Origin of the sequence: Thermotoga sp. Cell2 (assembly GCF_000789375.1) — a bacterium.
GTDB classification, from domain to species: domain Bacteria; phylum Thermotogota; class Thermotogae; order Thermotogales; family Thermotogaceae; genus Thermotoga; species Thermotoga petrophila.
In genome coordinates this window covers 1,693,183-1,710,796 of sequence record NZ_CP003409.1, presented here as the reverse complement: position 1 = coordinate 1,710,796, position 17,614 = coordinate 1,693,183, and the positions used below count along the sequence as shown (strand labels likewise).

The following is a 17,614-nucleotide window of genomic DNA, read 5'->3' as shown; positions in this document are numbered from 1 at the left end:
ACCATGGTGGATGATATCTTTGAAAGGGGTTCTAAAGGTTCGAGCGACTTCTTCACTGGGAACGTCTGGGTGAAGATGTTGGTTACTGACGAAAACGGAGTATTCGACACACAGGTATACAACGTGGTGTTCGAGCCAGGAGCGAGAACACACTGGCACAGCCATCCGGGAGGGCAGATCCTGATCGTGACTCGCGGAAAAGGCTTTTACCAGGAAAGAGGAAAACCTGTGAGAATTTTGAAAAAAGGTGATGTGGTGGAGATACCACCGAACGTGGTTCACTGGCATGGTGCGGCACCCGATGAAGAACTCGTACATATTGGTATCAGCACACAGGTTCATCTCGGTCCCGCTGAGTGGTTCGGACCTGTCACAGAAGAAGAGTATCGGAAAGCCACGGAAGGAAAGTAACGAATTTCTCCGTTTCATTCGCTCAGGATCTTCTCAAAAACCGGATCAACTATTCTGTATTCGCTCTGCGTTTTTTCTATGAAGGACATCTTTTCCAGGGTTTCGAGGAGAGAGTACAATCGGGAGTCACCGATGAAGTCGCCTTTTGCGCGGAAGATGTTTTTCAGGGCAGACCAGGTGTTTATACCCCTTGCGATCTGTCTCAATATGAACGGATACCTTTCGCTCCTTTTTCTGAGCTCTTCCATTTCCTTTTCAAAAAGGGCCTTCACGGCATGGAAAACCTCTTTCAGCGCTTCATCTTTGTTCTTCTTTTCGAGGTACTTCACTCCAAAAAGGACGAGATATCCCACTATACCGTCTATTTCTCTCACGATTTCTTCCACGTCGAAGTTGATCTTTTCCCCCACCTCGCGGAAGCCTTCCATGAAGAAATCCACGGATTGATCGAAGGTGAACGGTCTCACCGTGAGAAAACCTATTCCACGGCCATGGAGGGGTGAGCTGTAGTCTTCGAGTTTCAAAAAATCGTGGAGAACGCCGACTTCTGAACCGCTGATGATGAAGCGCACGTTTTCGAAGTTGTCGTAGCAGTAGGCAAAGAGTGCCAGAAGATCGTTTCCACCGCGAGAACCGTAGTATCTGAGATACTGTGCCTCATCGAAGAAGATGACTATCTTTTTCTTCCGCCTCTTTGCCGTTTCGTTCAGCTTTTCGAGAAGATCGGAAAGACTGAATTCCTTTGGATTGAGTTCTATCGATGTTCCACTCACTGTGATTCCACGGACCCTCTTGAGAACGTTCAGAAGTTTCTGAGATTTCGATATTCTGGACAGCTCCTCTCCGAGAAACCTTGTGAGATGATGGGACGAGATGTTACCCCCCGATGTCTCGTAGAGTCTTCTTCCGTCCACGGTTATGTGTAGAAGATCGCTTTCGTTCAGAAAGACTTTCACAAGGGAGGACTTCCCAACCCGCCTCAGGCCGGTGATCACAACGATCGGATAGGTTTCGAGCAGTTTTTCGAGGTCTTTCAGTTCTCTTTCTCTATCGAAGAGATCTTCCTTTTTCGTCTTGGGAGTAAGAGAAAAAAGCAAGTCGATCACCTCCATTCTTATCATATCACTTCTGGGGTCGGAAGTTGCTTCCGGGGGCGGAAGTAACATAGAAGTTTTTCTCTCTCAGATTTCGAAGTGGTAACATATCTGTGAGGAATCCTGCAAGGAGTGATAGGCATGGCCTTCAAGGAGATAGTGCGCCTCATTTTGGAGAGAGAAAAAAGACCTATGAGTGCAAAAGAAATAGCGGAAATAGCATTAAGAGAGAACCTGATCGATTCTCCGAAAGATCTGACGAAATTGAGATGGAAAATCTACGACGTCATGTACAACGACATCATGCTACACGGTGATTCCTCCACGTTTGTTAAAGTTGGAAGGGGAAAATTCACACTGAGGGAACTCAACGCAGAAAGAAGAAGAGAAGGTTCAGAACTTGAGGACCTGATCAGAAGACTGGAAGAAACACAATACAAAAGCACGTCACCATCGGAGTTTGAAGAGACCTTGATTTTTTGGAAAAAGTGATTAGATACGATAAACCAAAACCATGGATGAAGGAAAACTACAGAATCGCTGAAGAATACGCAGGAATGGTCAAAGATATTTTGGATAAGATTGGAAATGCTTTAACATCCAACGATTCTTCTGTCACAAAGAAATTCGCAACGAAATATTTCGAGTGGGAAGTGATAAAAAGTTCAGTAGTTGCCAGAGCTCGAAAGGAAAAGCCGTACAGCCATTATTGTCCTCTTGAACATTTTCGTGTCGTAATGAGAAAGACTCTGGAGGCTTTTAAAACCAGTGATGAAGTTAGTGCTCCAACAATCACTTCTTTGCTTGAAGGTGAAGAACTCGCACCAGGAAGAAAGTTTCATGGGAATTCTGAAAGATACAAAATAGTTATGGAACTTGGAATTTTAGAGCTGGAAGGTTTCATAGAGTGGACGGGAAGAAAAACACCCGTGAGCTACAGGTTGAAGAAGCCCATTGAAGAAATAGAGAAATGGATGGTTGAGAAGTTCGGATAGTTCTTCCAGTTTTGCTAGGAGGATAAAAGATGATCAAAAAACTCTTCTTCACCTTGATTCTCACGATCGTTGCAGAACTCTTCTCCGGTGTTCTCCACTTCGAGCACGCGGATGTTGTTTATCCCGAAGGATACTTTGAAAACGCCGTTCTTGTCGGAAACATCTTCGAGGCGATCAGGCCGAAGGTGATAGAGCTCGTTGGAAACGACCCGGGACGGATAACTATCGTTCTCAAAGACAGGGGCACCATCTCGAATGGCTACACGATGCCTTTCTTTCATAAAACGATAGTGATCTACCTGTGGCCTCCTGAAAGCTGGCTTTCCTTTCGTCTTCCTCTCGAGGACTGGTACGCTTACGTTCTCATTCACGAATTCTCCCACATGTGCCACCTCACCTATCAGGACGAAATAGGAAAGACGATAACAAAACTCACGGGAATTCCTCTTTATCCTCAACTCTTCAGCGACCTGGTGGAGGGTGTTACCGTTTTCAACGAGAGCTCTTTCTCGAGCTCATCCGGAAGACTGAACAGTCCTTTCTACTCAAACGGCCTCTTCTACTACTCACTTTCCAATTTTCCATCTCCTGGTTACATAAAAGTAGCACCCGATGACGACTACAGAGACGGGCTTCTGTACTACAACTTCACAGCCGGGTTTTACAGCTACCTTGTGGAGACGTACGGCCTTGAGAAAGTGAAGGAATTTTTCAGGGAAACTTCCAGAACGTTCAGTACTTTTGCCTTTGAGGGTTTCAAGGACCCATACGAGAAGGTCTTTGGAAAAACGCGCGAAGAGATCTACACGGACTGGATCTATTCTCTCACAAAACACGAGTACCCTCAGGGAGATCTTGTATACAGCGCAAAAAACACCTGGCTTCACAAAATCGATCTGTACATGGACCATCTGGTTGTCCTTTCGGAAGAGTACGGCCCCTCCACTTCGTACACGGGGATGAAAAAACAGGTTTTGAAGATCCTTGACCTGGATGGGAAAGAGGTTCAGGAGGTTCCCGTGAGAAACGTTTTGGACGTGAAGATCGATGGAGAGAAGATTTATGTACTCTCTAAAGAAGAATTTTCTGGCCGATACGAGAACGTCCTGTGGGATGTGAAGGGTGGAAGACAGATTTCAAAGGGGAACATAAGCGCTTTCGATGTGGAAAACGGAAAGGTTTACCTTGCCCTCTACGATACGAAGACTGGAAAAACAACGATAGAAGGACCGGAGTTTCACGTCACGCTCGACGAGTTCATAAGGTACATGGACGTATCAGGTCGTTTTGTTGCTCTTCTCACAGAGAAGAACGACATTATCGTTCTGAAAACAAACGGAGAAGTCGTTCTTGAACTGAACAATGGAACAATGAAAGGGCCGTACGTGAAGTTCTGGAAGGATGGAATAATATTCGTTCAGGTGGAAGGAGATCACACCGTTTCCTGCTACTACGATCTTGAGAAGAAAGAACTGTACAGACTTTCATCGAAGAGCCTTGTGGAAGATTTTGTGATACATGGAAATGAAATCTACTACATAAGTTACATCCCATACGGCCAGACAGGGGGAACAGGTGTTTACAGAAAAGGTCTGAGTATGGAACCTGTGGTGGTCGAAGTGAAAAAGAGTGAACCTTTTGTGATAGAAGACAGAGAGTTTTCCACTGGAGACGAGTTCGGCTTCAGACTGAGGAAGTTTTTCCAGCCTGCGATGTGGTTTCCAGTGTATTTTGACGGTACTTTTTCGCTCTTTTTCACCTTCTCCAGTGTGGAAAACAACGCCTTCCTGTTTTTGATGCCGTCTGTTGATTTGAAAGGAAATTTCAATCAATACACCGGCTTTGTGGTTTCCAGAGACAATTTCACAGCGTACGGTGACTACTCCTCTTCTGGAGATTACAGCTTTGGTTTGACGGGAGTTTTAGGTGATTTTCCTGTTTCCGCAAACACACGACTCGACGTTACCTTTGAAATGAACTTCAGTTCGACCCAAACATCCCTGAACAGTGAAGCAGGAGCCGCTAACAACATAGGAGTGGGTGTCGATCTCAGAACGTATCTGCTGGGTATGCCTTCCTCTTTGAAGGTGTCTCTGAATCTTCTCAATGATGATCTCTCACACCTTTTCGATCTGAACAGTTTGTTCTGTTTCACCGGCCTGACTTCAGCGCTTGGAAAAGACGGAAGTTTCTCCGCGAGTCTCAAGTTTCAGCTTTTAAACCCGGAGGATTTCTCCTACGACGTGTCTTTTGCCCAGACGCTTTTCAAAAACAGTGCAGAACTTTTCGATGGTTTTATTCTTCTCAGAAACACGGGAAACACACTGGGAATCGCTCGACTGAGATTTTCCAATGGAGAAGAGGAGCACATTATCTATGATCACCTTTTCCAAGAGGTGTACATGGAAGGGCTCAAGTTCTATATCACAGTTGGCGGATTTTTGAACATGAACGATATTTCCTCCGGTGGTTTCTACGTGGGAATAAGTACCAGTCCGAATGGATTACCTTCTATCCCAGTTTTCGTCAGCATTAGGTGATAAAATAATTATAGGGAGAACTCAACAAACTTCGTATGAAAGGAGGTGGCAGTGATGATTGTAACAAAAAGACATGCAATCGTGCTGAAAAAGCTCTACGAGAAGGGAGAAGAGTTCAGCGTAAAGGGATGGGAGGACTTCGACAGAGAAACGCTGTGGCACCTTGAACTCGCTGGGCTGGTCAAACCCGTCGGTGTTGAGATGTACGATCTGACCTTTTCTGGTAGCATTCTTGGAGAACTCCTCATCGACATGATAAAAGAAGGTGTCTTGAAGAATCCTGAGGAATGGGACGACTCGTTCAGGTGGATCGGCTCGGAAGTCATTTCCATGATCAGATACTCCAAGCTAGCTCAGTCAAGGGTAAGAGGAGAAGTCACTAAAGCGCTTGAAGAGAGAGGGTTCGCGAAGGAAGGAAATCTCACACCTTACGCTTACACTCTCGATGAGATTTACCATGCGTCACATCCCAGACTGGTCGTGAACTCGAAAGTTGCGGAGTACCTGAGAAAGATGGTGGAGGGTCCGGGGGAGTCCAGCACGCTTCCTGTGGGAGGAGATGAACTTCTCCAGCTTGAAGCGATGAGGATGATAGCCTTCTCTGTTCCAAGGTCTGATGTTTACGCCCTCACAGGACTAGGACAGCAGATCAGAGCGGCACTCAGAAAGGGTCTTGTTGTGACGGATGAACTGATTCTCGACGAACTCATTCTGGACACCGTCGCGAAGGCTTACGAAGGGAATCAGTTGAGTGATTTTGAAAGAAACGCACTTCTCGAAAGAGGCCTCATCGACTGGACGGGAGAGCTTCACCCATTGGCGGAGCATCTCTACCTTGCGTGGAAGATATACAAAAAGGGTCCTTACCTCATGACCCCCGCTTTCCAGATCTCGGAGGACGAAGCGAGGCTCCTGGAAGTGATCGTCAAGCTCTGGAAGAGGCATGAAAAGGAAGATGATGTCTTCCCAGAACCAAAGCAGATAGAGAAGGCAGTGGACTGGGAGTGGAAGAGAAAGGATCTCACCGTGAAGCTTGCACTCTACAACCTTGAAGGTTTTGGCCTTTTGAAATCGAGGGAACACAGACACGGAGCAAGGAGGACGCTCGTTTACGAGTTGACCAGCTATGGTGAAGAAGTGCTTGAAGATCAGAGAAAGAACCTCAGGAGTGTCACGGCTGTCGGTGTGAAATCAATCACTATGACGAAGAAAGAATTCGCAGCTCCAAACGTGGAATGGTATGAACAGGCAAGAAAAGAAGGTCTTGTCAGCGATGCTGCTCCCACTTCTTCTGGTCGCCTCTACGCGAGGCTTTCTGTCGAAGCCGAGAGAAGACCGCTCATAACGAACACAGAAATGAAGGTTCTCAGAAAGGTTCCGTACAAAGCGGGTGTTTTCATCGAAGATATGAATCTTTCAGAGGAGGAAAGAATTGCGCTCGACAGTCTCGAAGCGAAGAATCTGGTGGAGATTTTGCCCACAGACGTTGTCACGCTCACAGAAGCGGGTCAGCTCATGAAGAGAGCTCTCTGCTGTTTCTGATGATGTGGAAGCACCGGTGACACCCCTTGTGATCAGACTTCTTCAGGCTATAAGAACGCACGGCGGACTTCAGATGAAGGAGAAAAGGATCAGGATAAACCCGGAGAGCTGGAAAGTCGTAGAAAAAGAACTCGGTGTTGATCCGGAGACCTTCGATGATACAGTCAACCTCGCCAGAATATCTAAATTCATCACAGAAAACGCGTTGACAGAAGCGGGAGTGGCACTACTTCAGGCTGTGGATGAACTGGCAAGAAAAGAGTATCCGTGGGTTGAAGTTCGATGAATACAAAGCCCCACCGGGAAGGTGGGGCTTTTTTCAGGGATAGATACCTCTCTTTTTCGTGGCGTACGCAACTCGATCGATCGCAAGAATGTAGGCAGCTGTTCTCATATCGACATTGTATTTCTCCTTTACTTTCATAACGTCGTTGAATGCTCCTTTCATCATCTTTTCAAGGGCGTTTCTCACCTGATCCAAATCCCAGAAGAAGCTTTGAAGGTCCTGAACCCATTCGAAGTAAGAAACCGTAACTCCACCGGCGTTGGCGAGTATGTCTGGTACCACAAGGATTCCTCTTCTGCTCAGGATTTCGTCGGCTTCAGGTGTTGTGGGACCGTTTGCTCCTTCCACCACGGCTTTTGCCTTTATTCTTTCCGCATTTCCAGCGTGGATGGCACCTTCCAAAGCTGCAGGGACGAGAACGTCAACATCCAGTTCCAGAAGTTCTTCGTTGGTTATTCTCTCACCCTTCGGATATGTGACGACCGTTCCGTGTTCTTTTTTGTATCTGATCAGCTCCTCCACGTCGAACCCCTCGGGATTGTAGATACCGCCTCTGCTGTCGCTCACCGCAACGACTTTCGATCCGAGTTCTTGAGAAATCAAAAGAGCGGCGAACTGACCCACGTTTCCAAATCCCTGAACGGCAACTGTTGCTTTCTTTGGATCTATTCCCAGAACATCCATTGCAAGCCCTGCACACACCTTAACACCACGACCCGTGGCTTCTTCACGACCCTTTGATCCTCCCAGTTCCACGGGTTTTCCTGTTACAATTCCCAAAACGGTGTGACCCACGTTCATACTGTATGTATCCATGTACCACGCCATCACGTCTGCGTTCGTGTTCACATCTGGTGCAGGTATGTCGTTGTACGGGCCTATTATCACCTGAATCTCTGAGAAGAACCTTCTTGAGAGTCTTTCAAGCTCGTTTCTTGAGAGTTTCTTTGGATCTACCCTGACACCCCCTTTTCCACCTCCGAATGGCAGGTTCATCACGGCTGTCTTCCAGGTCATCCAGAACGCCAGTGCTTTGACTTCGTCCAGGTTGGTGTCGGGATGATACCTGATACCTCCCTTTGCTGGACCTCTTGCGATGTTGTGCTGCACCCGATAACCGGTGAAGACCTCGATGTGGCCATCGTCCATCCTCACAGGAAACTCGACGATCAGAACGCGCTTTGGTCTTCTCAGAACCTCCGCAAGATCCGGTTCCAGATCCATGAGAGAAGCGGCACGATTGAACTGCTCGACTGCCATCTCGTAGAGGCTCTTCTCCGACATCCTTCTCCCCCTTTCGTCTCAGTATGCGAGATACACCATATCGTTACCTATTATATCATTTTTGGAAACAAAAATAAAAATTTCATGAAAAATTTCTTGAATTCTGTGACCAAAAGGGTTTAGTATATAGCCGGAGGTGATGTGAGATGTATAGAGATAAAATTGCAAAAATTATCGGCACTGTCTTTTCGACACTGACAGTACTTCCACTTGCGATTCCTGTCTTTCTCTCGTTGTTGGTTCTTGTGATGAGGGGAAAATTTCTCTACGATTTTCTCATGCCGGCGGAGCTCTTCGTTTTCACACTGGTGGGAGGTTTGGGTGTTGCAGTTGTCCTTGCACTGATGAAAAAAGATTTCAGAAGGTTGGCAGTGGCCCTTTCGCTGGCGCTTCTCAATCTGATCGTTTCACAAGTCTATGCCAACGTAAGTGGACTTGCACATGGAAACACTGAACTTACAGGAACGCATCTGTTCATTGTGAGCACATTCATCGTTCTTTACCACTTCTTTGCCTTCCTGGTGGTGTTTGAAAGTTTTAGATCGTTAAAGTTTCTGCGCTCTTGATAGCCTTTTATAACTCCTTCTGAGACTCATGATTATCAGAGAAGATATTATCAATCCCATCCCTGCAATCTGTTGAGTGCCAACCGTTTCGTTTCTGAAAACAACCCCCGCTATCACAGAAACCACCGTTGTGAAGTTGGAGAAGAGGGTGGTGAAGATGGGAGACATTTTCCTTATGGCGTAGTTGAGGAGGAAAAACGCGACGGTGGAAGAGAGAACACCGAGATACAGGGCACCGATTACCACATGAACGTTGAACACCGGTCTGAAATCGCCCGTTGAAAGACTCAAAAGGGTGAAGAAAACTGCTCCGGTCATCATCATGAAGAAGGTGATTTCAGTTGGCGTGAACTCCTTTGAAAACTTTCTCGAGAACACACTGTACATCGCTCCAGAGAGAACGGCGAGGAGCATGAAGACTTTCCCGGCGATGTTTCCCGGTGTGATGTTGAAACCAACTATAAATGAAACTCCAAGAAAACCCATTCCCACAAGAAGGTAGTGAAGAAGATCTCCCTTTTCTTTGAGAATGAAAGGAGCAAGGAGGTTGACAACAACTGGGATCAGGGCGATTATCATACCGGCTTCTGAGGAGTTCACTCTTTGAAGACCGTACGTTTCGAAAAGAAAGTAAAGCACAGGCTGGAACAGGACGAGTTTCCAGAGCTTCCAGTAGGGTTTCTTTCCAAGCTTCACAGCACCAGTTATCAAGAGGAGAAGGTAAGAGAGAAAAGCCACGATGAATCTCAATGAAAGAAAAGTCAGGGGAGTTACATAATCGAGAGCGTTCTTCGTGAAAAGAAAAGAAAGTCCGAATATCGTGGAATAAGCAAGACCTGAAAGAAGAACTCTTAGATCCATGTTATACCTCCAGCGTTTTTGTCTGTGATGGCATCACAGTTGAAATTTTACTATAAGAAATTCGAAAAGCTAACTACCATTCCACAGAGATTCTCTGGACCATTATTCCGCGATAATAATTGTACGCGGTGAAGCCAAGAAGGTAAAAGATGTGCAACCTGTTGTTTTCATGTATCAGATTTATGCTCCAGGGAACAGGAAATATCCTCTTTTCTCCAATCTCGAAATAGTCAAGGCTCTCAAGGCCGTACTTTTCCATGATGGCCTTTGTGAGGTCGAAGGTCTTTTTCAATTTTCCATCCAAACCGATTTCGATAACGACGGTGTGGGACGTTGAGTAATCTAAGCCCAGAGTGAAAAAAGAATCATCCGTGTGACCGAGAACCGGATATCCACCGCCACCGCTTGGTATGGAGAAAGGAATCTTCACCGTTCTTTTCCTCTTCTTTTTTCCGAACTCGTAAACGGTCATCTCTCTGTTCATCCATCCTTCAGCTCTGTAGTACTTTCCGTTTGCGAAAAAGTCCGGAAGATAATCCAGCTTGAACTGTTTTCCTTTCTCAGAGAGAGAACCTGAATAAGAGAACACCTGACAGAGGTAAGCAGAGGAATGTCCAGAACCGATGCTCTTGTAGGCAAGAAATTCTACTCCTGATTCGCTCGCTTCGTTGATCAGAAAATTCTCGAAATCCAGTTCTTTCTCATCGAGAATGTTTCCTTCCTTGTCGATTCTCATCAGATATAGAAAATTCTCTCCATCGAGCCCGACACTTCCGAGAAACAGAAAGTCGTTGTTGAGACTGTACAGTTCTCCATGGTAGAGCGATACATCTTCATAAGGAATGTTCCAGATGTTGTTGTAGGTTGGTTCTCTGTAATCCCAGACATTGGAGTCGATTTTTCTGTACCTCACGATGAAACCATCTCCGCTTGCCCGCCTGTAAGCGTATATCTCGAGAATGTTCTCTCCATCAATGATGGCATCTTCAACGTAGTTGTAGTTGTTCCCGATGTAACACAGATCCACTCCTTCGAACGAAACGGATTCTTTCGACACAGATCCCACAAAAACCAAAAATTTCCCGGAATCGAATCTAACTTTGTCGATGCTCTGAGTGAAGAGCACAGCCGAGAAAAGAACAAACAGGATCAAAATACCCCTCTTCACTGCTTTGTCACCTCCTCGAGATACGCTTGAAGTTCAGAGGTGGTTCTGTTCCACTCTTCGTAGAGATCCGGGTGTGTGACGTTCAAACGTCTCAAGAGCCAGTCTTTGATTTCTTCTGGCACTTTTGCTCCCACGGCAGCGAACGGATCTGTCATGATTTTCTTCTGTATCTCTTCCTCTTTCCTCTTTCTTTTCATCCTGCTCATTTTTTTGAGGGAATCTATTTCCGACATTATTCCGGATTTGTAGTTCGTGAGGGCTTTTATTGTGGCTTCGACCAGGTGATTCTCGAGAACAACACTGGGATCTCGAATCTCGTAACCTTCCCTTGTTGGATCGTCAGTGATTCTTCTGAGATAGTTGTTGAGGATGTACTCCTGATTTTTTCTGTTTCTCTGTGAAAGCCATCTCAGAAAGTCATAGGTTGGATATGTTTTTTGAACTGTTCGACCGTCTTTGTTTATGTATGAGTAAGACAGTACGCTGGTTTTGAAGGGATCTTCCTGTTTGTAGGCTTCGTATAGATCTGTCCATTCGTCTATAATTGCGTTGAATTCCTCTACGGTGTCAAACGAAGACAGGCTGTAGAGTCTTTCGAGTGTTTTTCTCAATCTGTCTCCTTCCGGATCTTCTCCTTCTAGTTTCTCCCTGAGCCGAAAGAACTTTTCCAAAAGTTCAGGAACGTTTTCCAGTTCACGTGAAATCCCTATGCTCTTGTACGGAAAATTTTTGTCGAAGAAGTCGATCGAATAGCGATAATAATTACCGACCAATCTGTAGTTCTTGTCAACTTTCAGGTCGTTGTCTGTCAAAGAGATGTAATAGTGAAAAACGTGATACTGTTGTATTTGTTCTCGAGTCTTTCTCACGGCTTGGTTGAACGCTTCAGATCGCTCTGCGAGCTCTTCTTCTTTCAGAAACTCCTGGAGAGTTCTGGCTGTTATCTCGTCGATTCCGATCGCTCCAAGATGCTCGTTTTCTCTCAGATAAAAGAGGTTGATACCTTCGTATTTCATCAGCTCTGTCAGATGATGAACGTACTCGGGTTTGAATTCTTCAATACTCCTTTTTATCTCATCGCCCTGTTTCATCAGAAGATTCCATTGATCGACAAGTGTATTGTAAATCTCCGCCTTTTTGTAGGTATTGTTCACCAGAGCCAAAAAGGTATCGAGATATTCTTCGGTTTTGATTTCCATACTCTCCAGATCGTTCAGTCTGCTCATCGCTTCATCGATTTTCTCCTGAATTTTCCCTATCAATTGTGAAGTTTTCATGATCAGATGAGTCTCGAAAAGAATATCGAGTGCGATCTTTTGGTCAACATTCTTTCTGAGTTCTTCTGCTTGCTCTAAAATTTCCGAGAATCTGTTCAGAATTCCTTCAAGATTGCTTTTCATTTCTTCTATTTCTTTCTGGAGGTCTTCTTTTGCCTGTACGACGTACCTGTAGTAGGCCGGTATGACCGCTCCCTTATCGAGTGTTCTGGAAGAGATGTGCTCGAGATTTCGAGCGTTGTAGCTGATTTTCCCCCATTCCGAATCGATTTCCTGAAACTTCCGGTTCAGGGAGGAGAATTCGTCGTCGAGACTTTCGAAGAGAAATTCCTCGTCCGTGAGTCTGTATTCATCACCTATGAATTTTCGCGAATACGAGATGACTTCAAAAGAAGACCGAGCGAGTGGGTTAGCGTGAAAAGCGTAGAAGGCTTCCTCCAGTTTTTTCCGAAATACCTTCACGGCGTTTGGATCATCCACATTCTCGAGGAATTCTTTCTTTAATTCTTTGAGGTACGCACTGTACTCTTCTTCACTTTCGAATTGTATTTTGGACACCTTCGGTTCATCCAACACGATTTCGCCGGACGATGGAACAAACGTTTCGTAAACCATCAGATGTGTTTTTGTGGCAGAATCGACTATCTCGGCTTCCACCCTTATTTCTTCGTCCAGGGTTAAAACCAGGTCTGACAGCGAGAAAGAAGGAGAGTTCTCAACGTGAAGATCTGTTTTTTGAGTCTTGATTGTGACCGTGGCAGATTTGACCTCCTCAGGAAGCTGAACGCGAAGATTTTTCACAATTTCCCTCTTGTAAGTGGGAGTTATGTTGACGGTTTTAACGTAATAGGTGCTCTTCTTGTCTGAAAGCCACGGATCGTATCTTGAGAAGAGATCTTTCTCATCGAGTACCTTTGCGTAAACAGTGTTGCCTTTGAGATCTTTCAAAACGATGGTGATCTGTCTTGATTTCATATCTTTCAGCGAAGAAGAGATCTTGTGTTCTTTCCGTACCTGTGCACTCAGGTTGAGTTCAGGAACTGTGAGAACGAACACTTCAGGGCTGTTGATTTTTAGAGTGATGTTCACGGTGCTTTCTGAGAGAAAGTAGTTCAGTGCTTCTTTTTTTCTCTTGAGAACGTATTCCGCTCCACGTTTGAAAAGTTCCCTTCTCCACTGTGTGATCCAGAAGTGCTTGACTTCGTCTACTGTGTACGCTTTGTAGGAGAAGTTCAAATACAGCTTTTTCAGTTTCTCATACCAGGGTTTGGATGCGAAGTCGCGTTCGTTCAAAACCTTGTTTCCCACGTTGTAGAGTCCGTGCTTCATTCCCTCGTTTACGAATATGTCTTCAAGGAAATCTCTGACTTCGATGGAATCATCTGTCTCCAACCATCTTTTGAAATCCTCTCCCTTGAAAGCGAGCGGATCTTCCTCGAGGATTTTTTCCAGTTCTTTCATCTTCAAATTCACAAATTTCTGTGAATACTCTTTTATTCTCTGATCGAAAACGTACTTTTCCACTTTGTCCCAGAAAGGCTGGGAGAAGCTTAGAACGGTGAGCATTGTGTTGACGTAAGGAATCAGGTTCACAATCTGGGAGACGCCTACTTTTGAGAAATTTTCGAAAGCCTTGTCGTAATTTCCTTCTTTCAAGTAAGAAATTCCTTCGCTGACATCGAGAACATCGAGAAAATTGGAGGCTCCTGAAACAAAGAAGCTGTACTCCTCAGCGGGTATTTCGAGAAGACTCGCAAAATCCTTTGCCATTCCAAAATCATTTCTGACCTCCTGGTAAGTGGGAATTTGAGCAACGGAAAGGGAGGCCACAAGAAGCAATGGAAGGATAACGAATCTAAACACCTTATAAACATCTCCCTTTGATTGAGATAACTCAGTATATCATTTTTAACTGCTGTTTGCCAAAGAAAAGCAGAGATTCATCTTGTCTGGGAATTCTTGGCAAGTTCTATCATGGTCTTCTGAAGCTTTTCCACGTCTTTTGCAAAGTAAAAAACCAGAACGAAAAGCAGCACCGCACAGATAAGCCAGAAGTACGCGGAGACCTTCAAGGCAGCCCCAAGAGATCCGAGTGTAACGGACATCACTCCTCCCGCGAATTTTCCAAATCCCGTTCCGAGCGAATCAGTGAGGTTGAATATGGAGAATATTCTTCCCCTCTCCTGGGGTTCGTTGACGTTCAAGAGCATGAACTTCACGTTCGGGCCCGTGAGGCTCGCGGTGAAAGAAGCAACGAAACCAAGTAACATGAGCACGAGAAGACTTCCCATGTAGTCCAGGGTCATAACAGTGAAGAAAGTTCCAAGAGCGGTTGTGATCGAGCAAAACAGCGGTAGGAATGGTCTGGATTTCACGTAGATGCTCGCTCCCCACAGCCCTCCAAGGATGATCCCCACGATATTTCCAAGACCGAACACGAGGAAAACGAGGGTGGCCGTCTCCACCGAAAGACCTCTTTCTCTTCTGAAGAATTCCACGAGAAAATAAGGAATGGCACCCCAGGGAATCGTCCCTGCTATGCCCTGAAAGAACAGAAGAAGATTCGTTTTCACCTTCACGAGTTTTGCGTAATCAGAGAGTTTTGGTGCTTTCGGGTACTCATACCCAGATTGAACGAGCTCTCCAATTCCTTTTTCAAAAGCACCTCTTCTTGGTTCTTTCAGAACGAAAATGGATAAAATCGCAAGGGCGATGTTTGGAACAGAAACCACGATGAAGGGAACTCTCCAGCCGTATTTCGGTCCCAAAAAGCCTCCAACGATCATTCCAAGAACACTTCCTATGGAGATCGCAGAAGATATGAGAGCCACGACTTTTCCTCTCTTCACTTCGTCGAACATGTCTCCTATCATCGAATAAACGATGGGGAAGGACGCTCCCACACCTATTCCGGTGAGTGCTCTCCAGAAAAAGAGTTCACCGTAAGAATGAGAAAATGCGCTCATGAGACAGGGAATCTCACCGACAAGAATGGAGTAGATGAGCAGGTTTTTTCTGCTGTATCTGTCGGCGAGGTACCCCCATACGAGACTCACAAGGGCTCCTATCACCGTGAAAGACGAAGCAACGAGACCTATCTGAGCATCCGTGATGTTGAATTCCTGTTCTATCGCTCCTATGTTTGGAGACATCACCATCTGATCCGCGTTCAGTAGAACCATGAGAATCAGAATGAATATAACTGCCATTTTCATTCCCCCTTCAGCCACTCGATAACTGCTCTGGTGACATCTTCCTTTTCCACATCGTTGCTCAGAACGTGACCGGATTTTTCAAAAACAAGAAGCTTCCTCTTTTCTGATCTGATGTTGTTGTATATGAACTCGGCTGCCTTCATGGGAACCATGTTGTCGTTTCTTGCTGCGACGACGAGAGTGTCTGATGTGATCTTTGAAACACTTTTTCTTGCCAGTTTCATGAGTTTGTAAAGTTCAGCTGCCTGTTTTGGCCAGTTGTAAGACCAGTACTCTTTTCTCAGGTATTCGATGTCCGGGTCTTCGTACTTTTCTATGTTTTCACGAGGCATCTTCTTCGTAAACAACTTCAGAATCGGTGTGAGAACTATTCTTTTGTCGAACACATGAGTTGCTGCAGCCAGTGTAACCAGTTTGAGAGGATTCATCTGAGATGCGAGTATCAAAGCAATCACACCACCCATGGAAAGTCCCACCACATAGACTCTATCGCATATGGCTTTTAAATCGTAATATGCATCGAAGGCGCGTCTCAGCCAGTCTCGAGCGGTTGTCGTCAGGAAATCCTCACCGCAGGTTCCGTGTCCTGGAAGTCTCGGAACAGAAACAGTAAAGCCGGCTCTGTTTACCTCCTTTGCCATGTACTCGAAATCGTGTGGAGAGCCGGTGTATCCATGGATGAATAAAACACCTTCGTTTCCTCCCTCAAGAAAGATCGGAAGCGACTTCTTCACAGTTTTACATCGTGGAAAATTCATAGGAGCACCCCCTGTTGAGTTTTTGAATACAACAATATTTTAACATTTAGTTATTAGGAATATGAAACGATGGTAGAATTCCTGTTGAGGTGGTAGGATGAAAAGGTCTTTTCTGGTTCTAACCCTAATACTGATGTGGATCGGTCTTGTTTTTTACTTTTCATCGCAGCCTCCCGATGTTTCTGGAAGGCAGTCCGGAAACGTCTATAAATTCCTCAAAAAGGTAGATAACGTTCTCGACTTCACCCAGACGAGATGGTACAAAAATTTGAGATCCCTACTCGAAAAATGGTGGTTCCCTGACAAGAAGCCAACGGGGGAAGATCTTGTCAGAAAATCAGCCCATTTTGGACTTTACTTTATAATGGGTATTCTTTCTTTCGTATTCAGTTATACTTATCTTAGAAAGTATGTGTTTTCTATTTTGATGGGAACGTCTCTACCTACATTGATAGCCGTTCTCGATGAGTACAACCAGATTTTTCACAACAGAGGATCTTCACTGTACGATGTGTTCATAGACATGAACGGTGCCCTGTTTGGAGTGGTGATTGCCCTTCTGACGCTGGTTGTTGTGAGGTTGATCACCCGAGCGTACAATGTCCGCCGGGGAGGGGGGATAGTATGAAAAAATTTGTGATGTTGTTAGTGGTTCTTGTCCTTGTCTCGTGTTTCGCCCAGGTGCCAGACTTTCTCTTTTCTTCAAAATATCCCATTCCTGAATGGGTTAGGCCGGGTCTTGTGGTTGTCTACCAGCACGAGGGAGGTACTCAGTCCGGAGAAAGTGCTCTCTACGCAACTGGCTACAGAATTTTGATAGTAACGGATGTTCAAAACAACGTATCTTATGGAATAGGCATCACATTACTCATTCATCCAACTGATTACTCTATCATGTTTACTTCGGAGCTGAATCCCGTTCCGGTGTTCGTCCATCCTCAGGAGATTCAGGACGCACTCGACAACGCAGATGTATATGAAGGAACGGTTGTACAGGGTGGACGTGATATAGACAACTCTATCTGGATAGAAATCGCAGACAACTTCTCATCGACGGCCGTGTGGATTTCAGAGGATGGTCTTGTTAAGAGATATCAATTTCTTGAAAGACAGAATCAGGGATCAGGTGTCGTTCGAGGAGAATATTTGACACACTTCTACATCGACTGGCCTGATGAGGATTTTCCACCTGTGGCCCAGGAGAATCACACCTACAATATTTACTCTGCAGCGTTTGGTTTCATGGCTCTTCAGGGTAGTGTGAGCAGTGAATTTTTAGGGGTCCAGGGAAATATCGCAAGATACAGCGCCACGTACAGCATGGGAACTGCGTTTCCACAGAAAGCAGAATTGATAGGATTTCCTTCGATAGGGCCGTTCTACATACACCCCGATCTTTTGAAGAGGGATGTGGTTCTGGAAATACCCGACATCGGCTTTGTCTGGCAGAATGAACCCGGCAGCTACGGTGTGGATTCTGTCATCTACTTCAACGGTCAGGAATGCTACAGGGCATCATGCTACGAGAACGGCCTCGCTGCAGAGATAAAGACTGTCCAGATGGGTCTTGTTATCGTTCAACAGCTTGTTGAATGAGAAAGGATGAAAGTGAAAATA

At 45.4% G+C, this 17,614-nt stretch carries 14 protein-coding genes and 1 pseudogene; 8 read left to right on the top strand and 7 right to left on the bottom strand.

What is annotated here, in order from left to right:
- The first annotated feature begins 3 nt into the window (after positions 1–3).
- Positions 4–411 carry a cupin domain-containing protein gene (locus CELL2_RS08840; protein WP_038034126.1) on the top strand — a complete coding sequence of 136 codons (408 nt, stop codon included), beginning with the start codon at positions 4–6 and terminating at the stop codon, positions 409–411.
- 14 nt (positions 412–425) lie between these two features.
- On the opposite strand, the gene CELL2_RS08835 is transcribed toward CELL2_RS08840, so the two are convergent.
- Entirely contained in the window at positions 426–1,508 is a 1,083-nt protein-coding gene (locus CELL2_RS08835) for an ATP-binding protein (RefSeq protein WP_012896651.1), read from the bottom strand.
- A gap of 138 nt (positions 1,509–1,646) precedes the next feature.
- On the opposite strand from CELL2_RS08835, the gene CELL2_RS08830 reads away from it, so the two are divergent.
- The 4 genes and pseudogenes from CELL2_RS08830 (at position 1,647) to CELL2_RS08815 (ending at position 6,868) form a co-directional block, all read left to right on the top strand.
- Positions 1,647–1,997: a winged helix-turn-helix domain-containing protein gene (locus tag CELL2_RS08830; RefSeq protein ID WP_012896650.1), complete on the top strand. Its 351-nt coding sequence runs from the start codon at positions 1,647–1,649 to the stop codon at positions 1,995–1,997.
- Positions 1,985–2,500 carry a hypothetical protein gene (locus CELL2_RS08825; protein WP_038034128.1) on the top strand — a complete coding sequence of 172 codons (516 nt, stop codon included), beginning with the start codon at positions 1,985–1,987 and terminating at the stop codon, positions 2,498–2,500. The genes CELL2_RS08830 and CELL2_RS08825 overlap by 13 nt, the downstream gene beginning before the upstream one ends.
- Before the next feature lie 29 nt (positions 2,501–2,529).
- On the top strand, positions 2,530–5,040 hold the full coding sequence (locus CELL2_RS08820; RefSeq protein ID WP_038034131.1) for a hypothetical protein: 2,511 nt from the start codon (positions 2,530–2,532) through the stop codon (positions 5,038–5,040).
- A 54-nt stretch (positions 5,041–5,094) separates the two neighbouring features.
- A pseudogene (locus CELL2_RS08815) lies at positions 5,095–6,868 on the top strand (DUF505 domain-containing protein).
- A gap of 33 nt (positions 6,869–6,901) precedes the next feature.
- Here CELL2_RS08815 and gdhA read toward each other — a convergent pair.
- Positions 6,902–8,152, bottom strand: coding sequence for a glutamate dehydrogenase (gdhA, locus tag CELL2_RS08810; RefSeq protein WP_038034133.1), 1,251 nt, complete (start codon positions 8,150–8,152; stop codon positions 6,902–6,904).
- A gap of 146 nt (positions 8,153–8,298) precedes the next feature.
- Here gdhA and CELL2_RS08805 point away from each other — a divergent pair, with 146 nt between their 5' ends.
- Complete coding sequence (locus CELL2_RS08805; RefSeq protein ID WP_038034135.1) at positions 8,299–8,718, top strand: hypothetical protein; 420 nt, start codon at positions 8,299–8,301, stop codon at positions 8,716–8,718.
- On the opposite strand, the gene CELL2_RS08800 is transcribed toward CELL2_RS08805, so the two are convergent.
- The 5 genes from CELL2_RS08800 to CELL2_RS08780 all read right to left on the bottom strand — a co-directional run bounded on the left by CELL2_RS08800 (position 8,698) and on the right by CELL2_RS08780 (position 15,997).
- Complete coding sequence (locus CELL2_RS08800) at positions 8,698–9,579, bottom strand: DMT family transporter (RefSeq protein ID WP_012311343.1); 882 nt, start codon at positions 9,577–9,579, stop codon at positions 8,698–8,700. The genes CELL2_RS08805 and CELL2_RS08800 overlap by 21 nt on opposite strands.
- A gap of 73 nt (positions 9,580–9,652) precedes the next feature.
- On the bottom strand, positions 9,653–10,747 hold the full coding sequence (locus tag CELL2_RS08795; RefSeq protein WP_012311342.1) for a hypothetical protein: 1,095 nt from the start codon (positions 10,745–10,747) through the stop codon (positions 9,653–9,655).
- Positions 10,744–13,887: a hypothetical protein gene (locus tag CELL2_RS09370; RefSeq protein ID WP_038034136.1), complete on the bottom strand. Its 3,144-nt coding sequence runs from the start codon at positions 13,885–13,887 to the stop codon at positions 10,744–10,746. The genes CELL2_RS08795 and CELL2_RS09370 overlap by 4 nt, the downstream gene beginning before the upstream one ends.
- A gap of 77 nt (positions 13,888–13,964) precedes the next feature.
- On the bottom strand, positions 13,965–15,233 hold the full coding sequence (locus tag CELL2_RS08785) for an MFS transporter (RefSeq protein ID WP_038034138.1): 1,269 nt from the start codon (positions 15,231–15,233) through the stop codon (positions 13,965–13,967).
- Positions 15,234–15,235: 2 nt separating this feature from the next.
- Entirely contained in the window at positions 15,236–15,997 is a 762-nt protein-coding gene (locus tag CELL2_RS08780) for a carboxylesterase (protein WP_038034140.1), read from the bottom strand.
- Positions 15,998–16,094: 97 nt separating this feature from the next.
- On the opposite strand from CELL2_RS08780, the gene CELL2_RS08775 reads away from it, so the two are divergent.
- Together CELL2_RS08775 and CELL2_RS09380 are read left to right on the top strand one after the other, a co-directional pair.
- A complete protein-coding gene (locus CELL2_RS08775) occupies positions 16,095–16,625 on the top strand; it encodes a VanZ family protein (RefSeq protein WP_012311338.1) in 531 nt (176 codons plus the stop codon).
- Positions 16,622–17,593, top strand: a complete 972-nt coding sequence (locus CELL2_RS09380; protein ID WP_012311337.1) for a hypothetical protein — start codon at positions 16,622–16,624, stop codon at positions 17,591–17,593. The genes CELL2_RS08775 and CELL2_RS09380 overlap by 4 nt, the downstream gene beginning before the upstream one ends.
- The last annotated feature ends 21 nt before the right edge of the window (positions 17,594–17,614 follow it).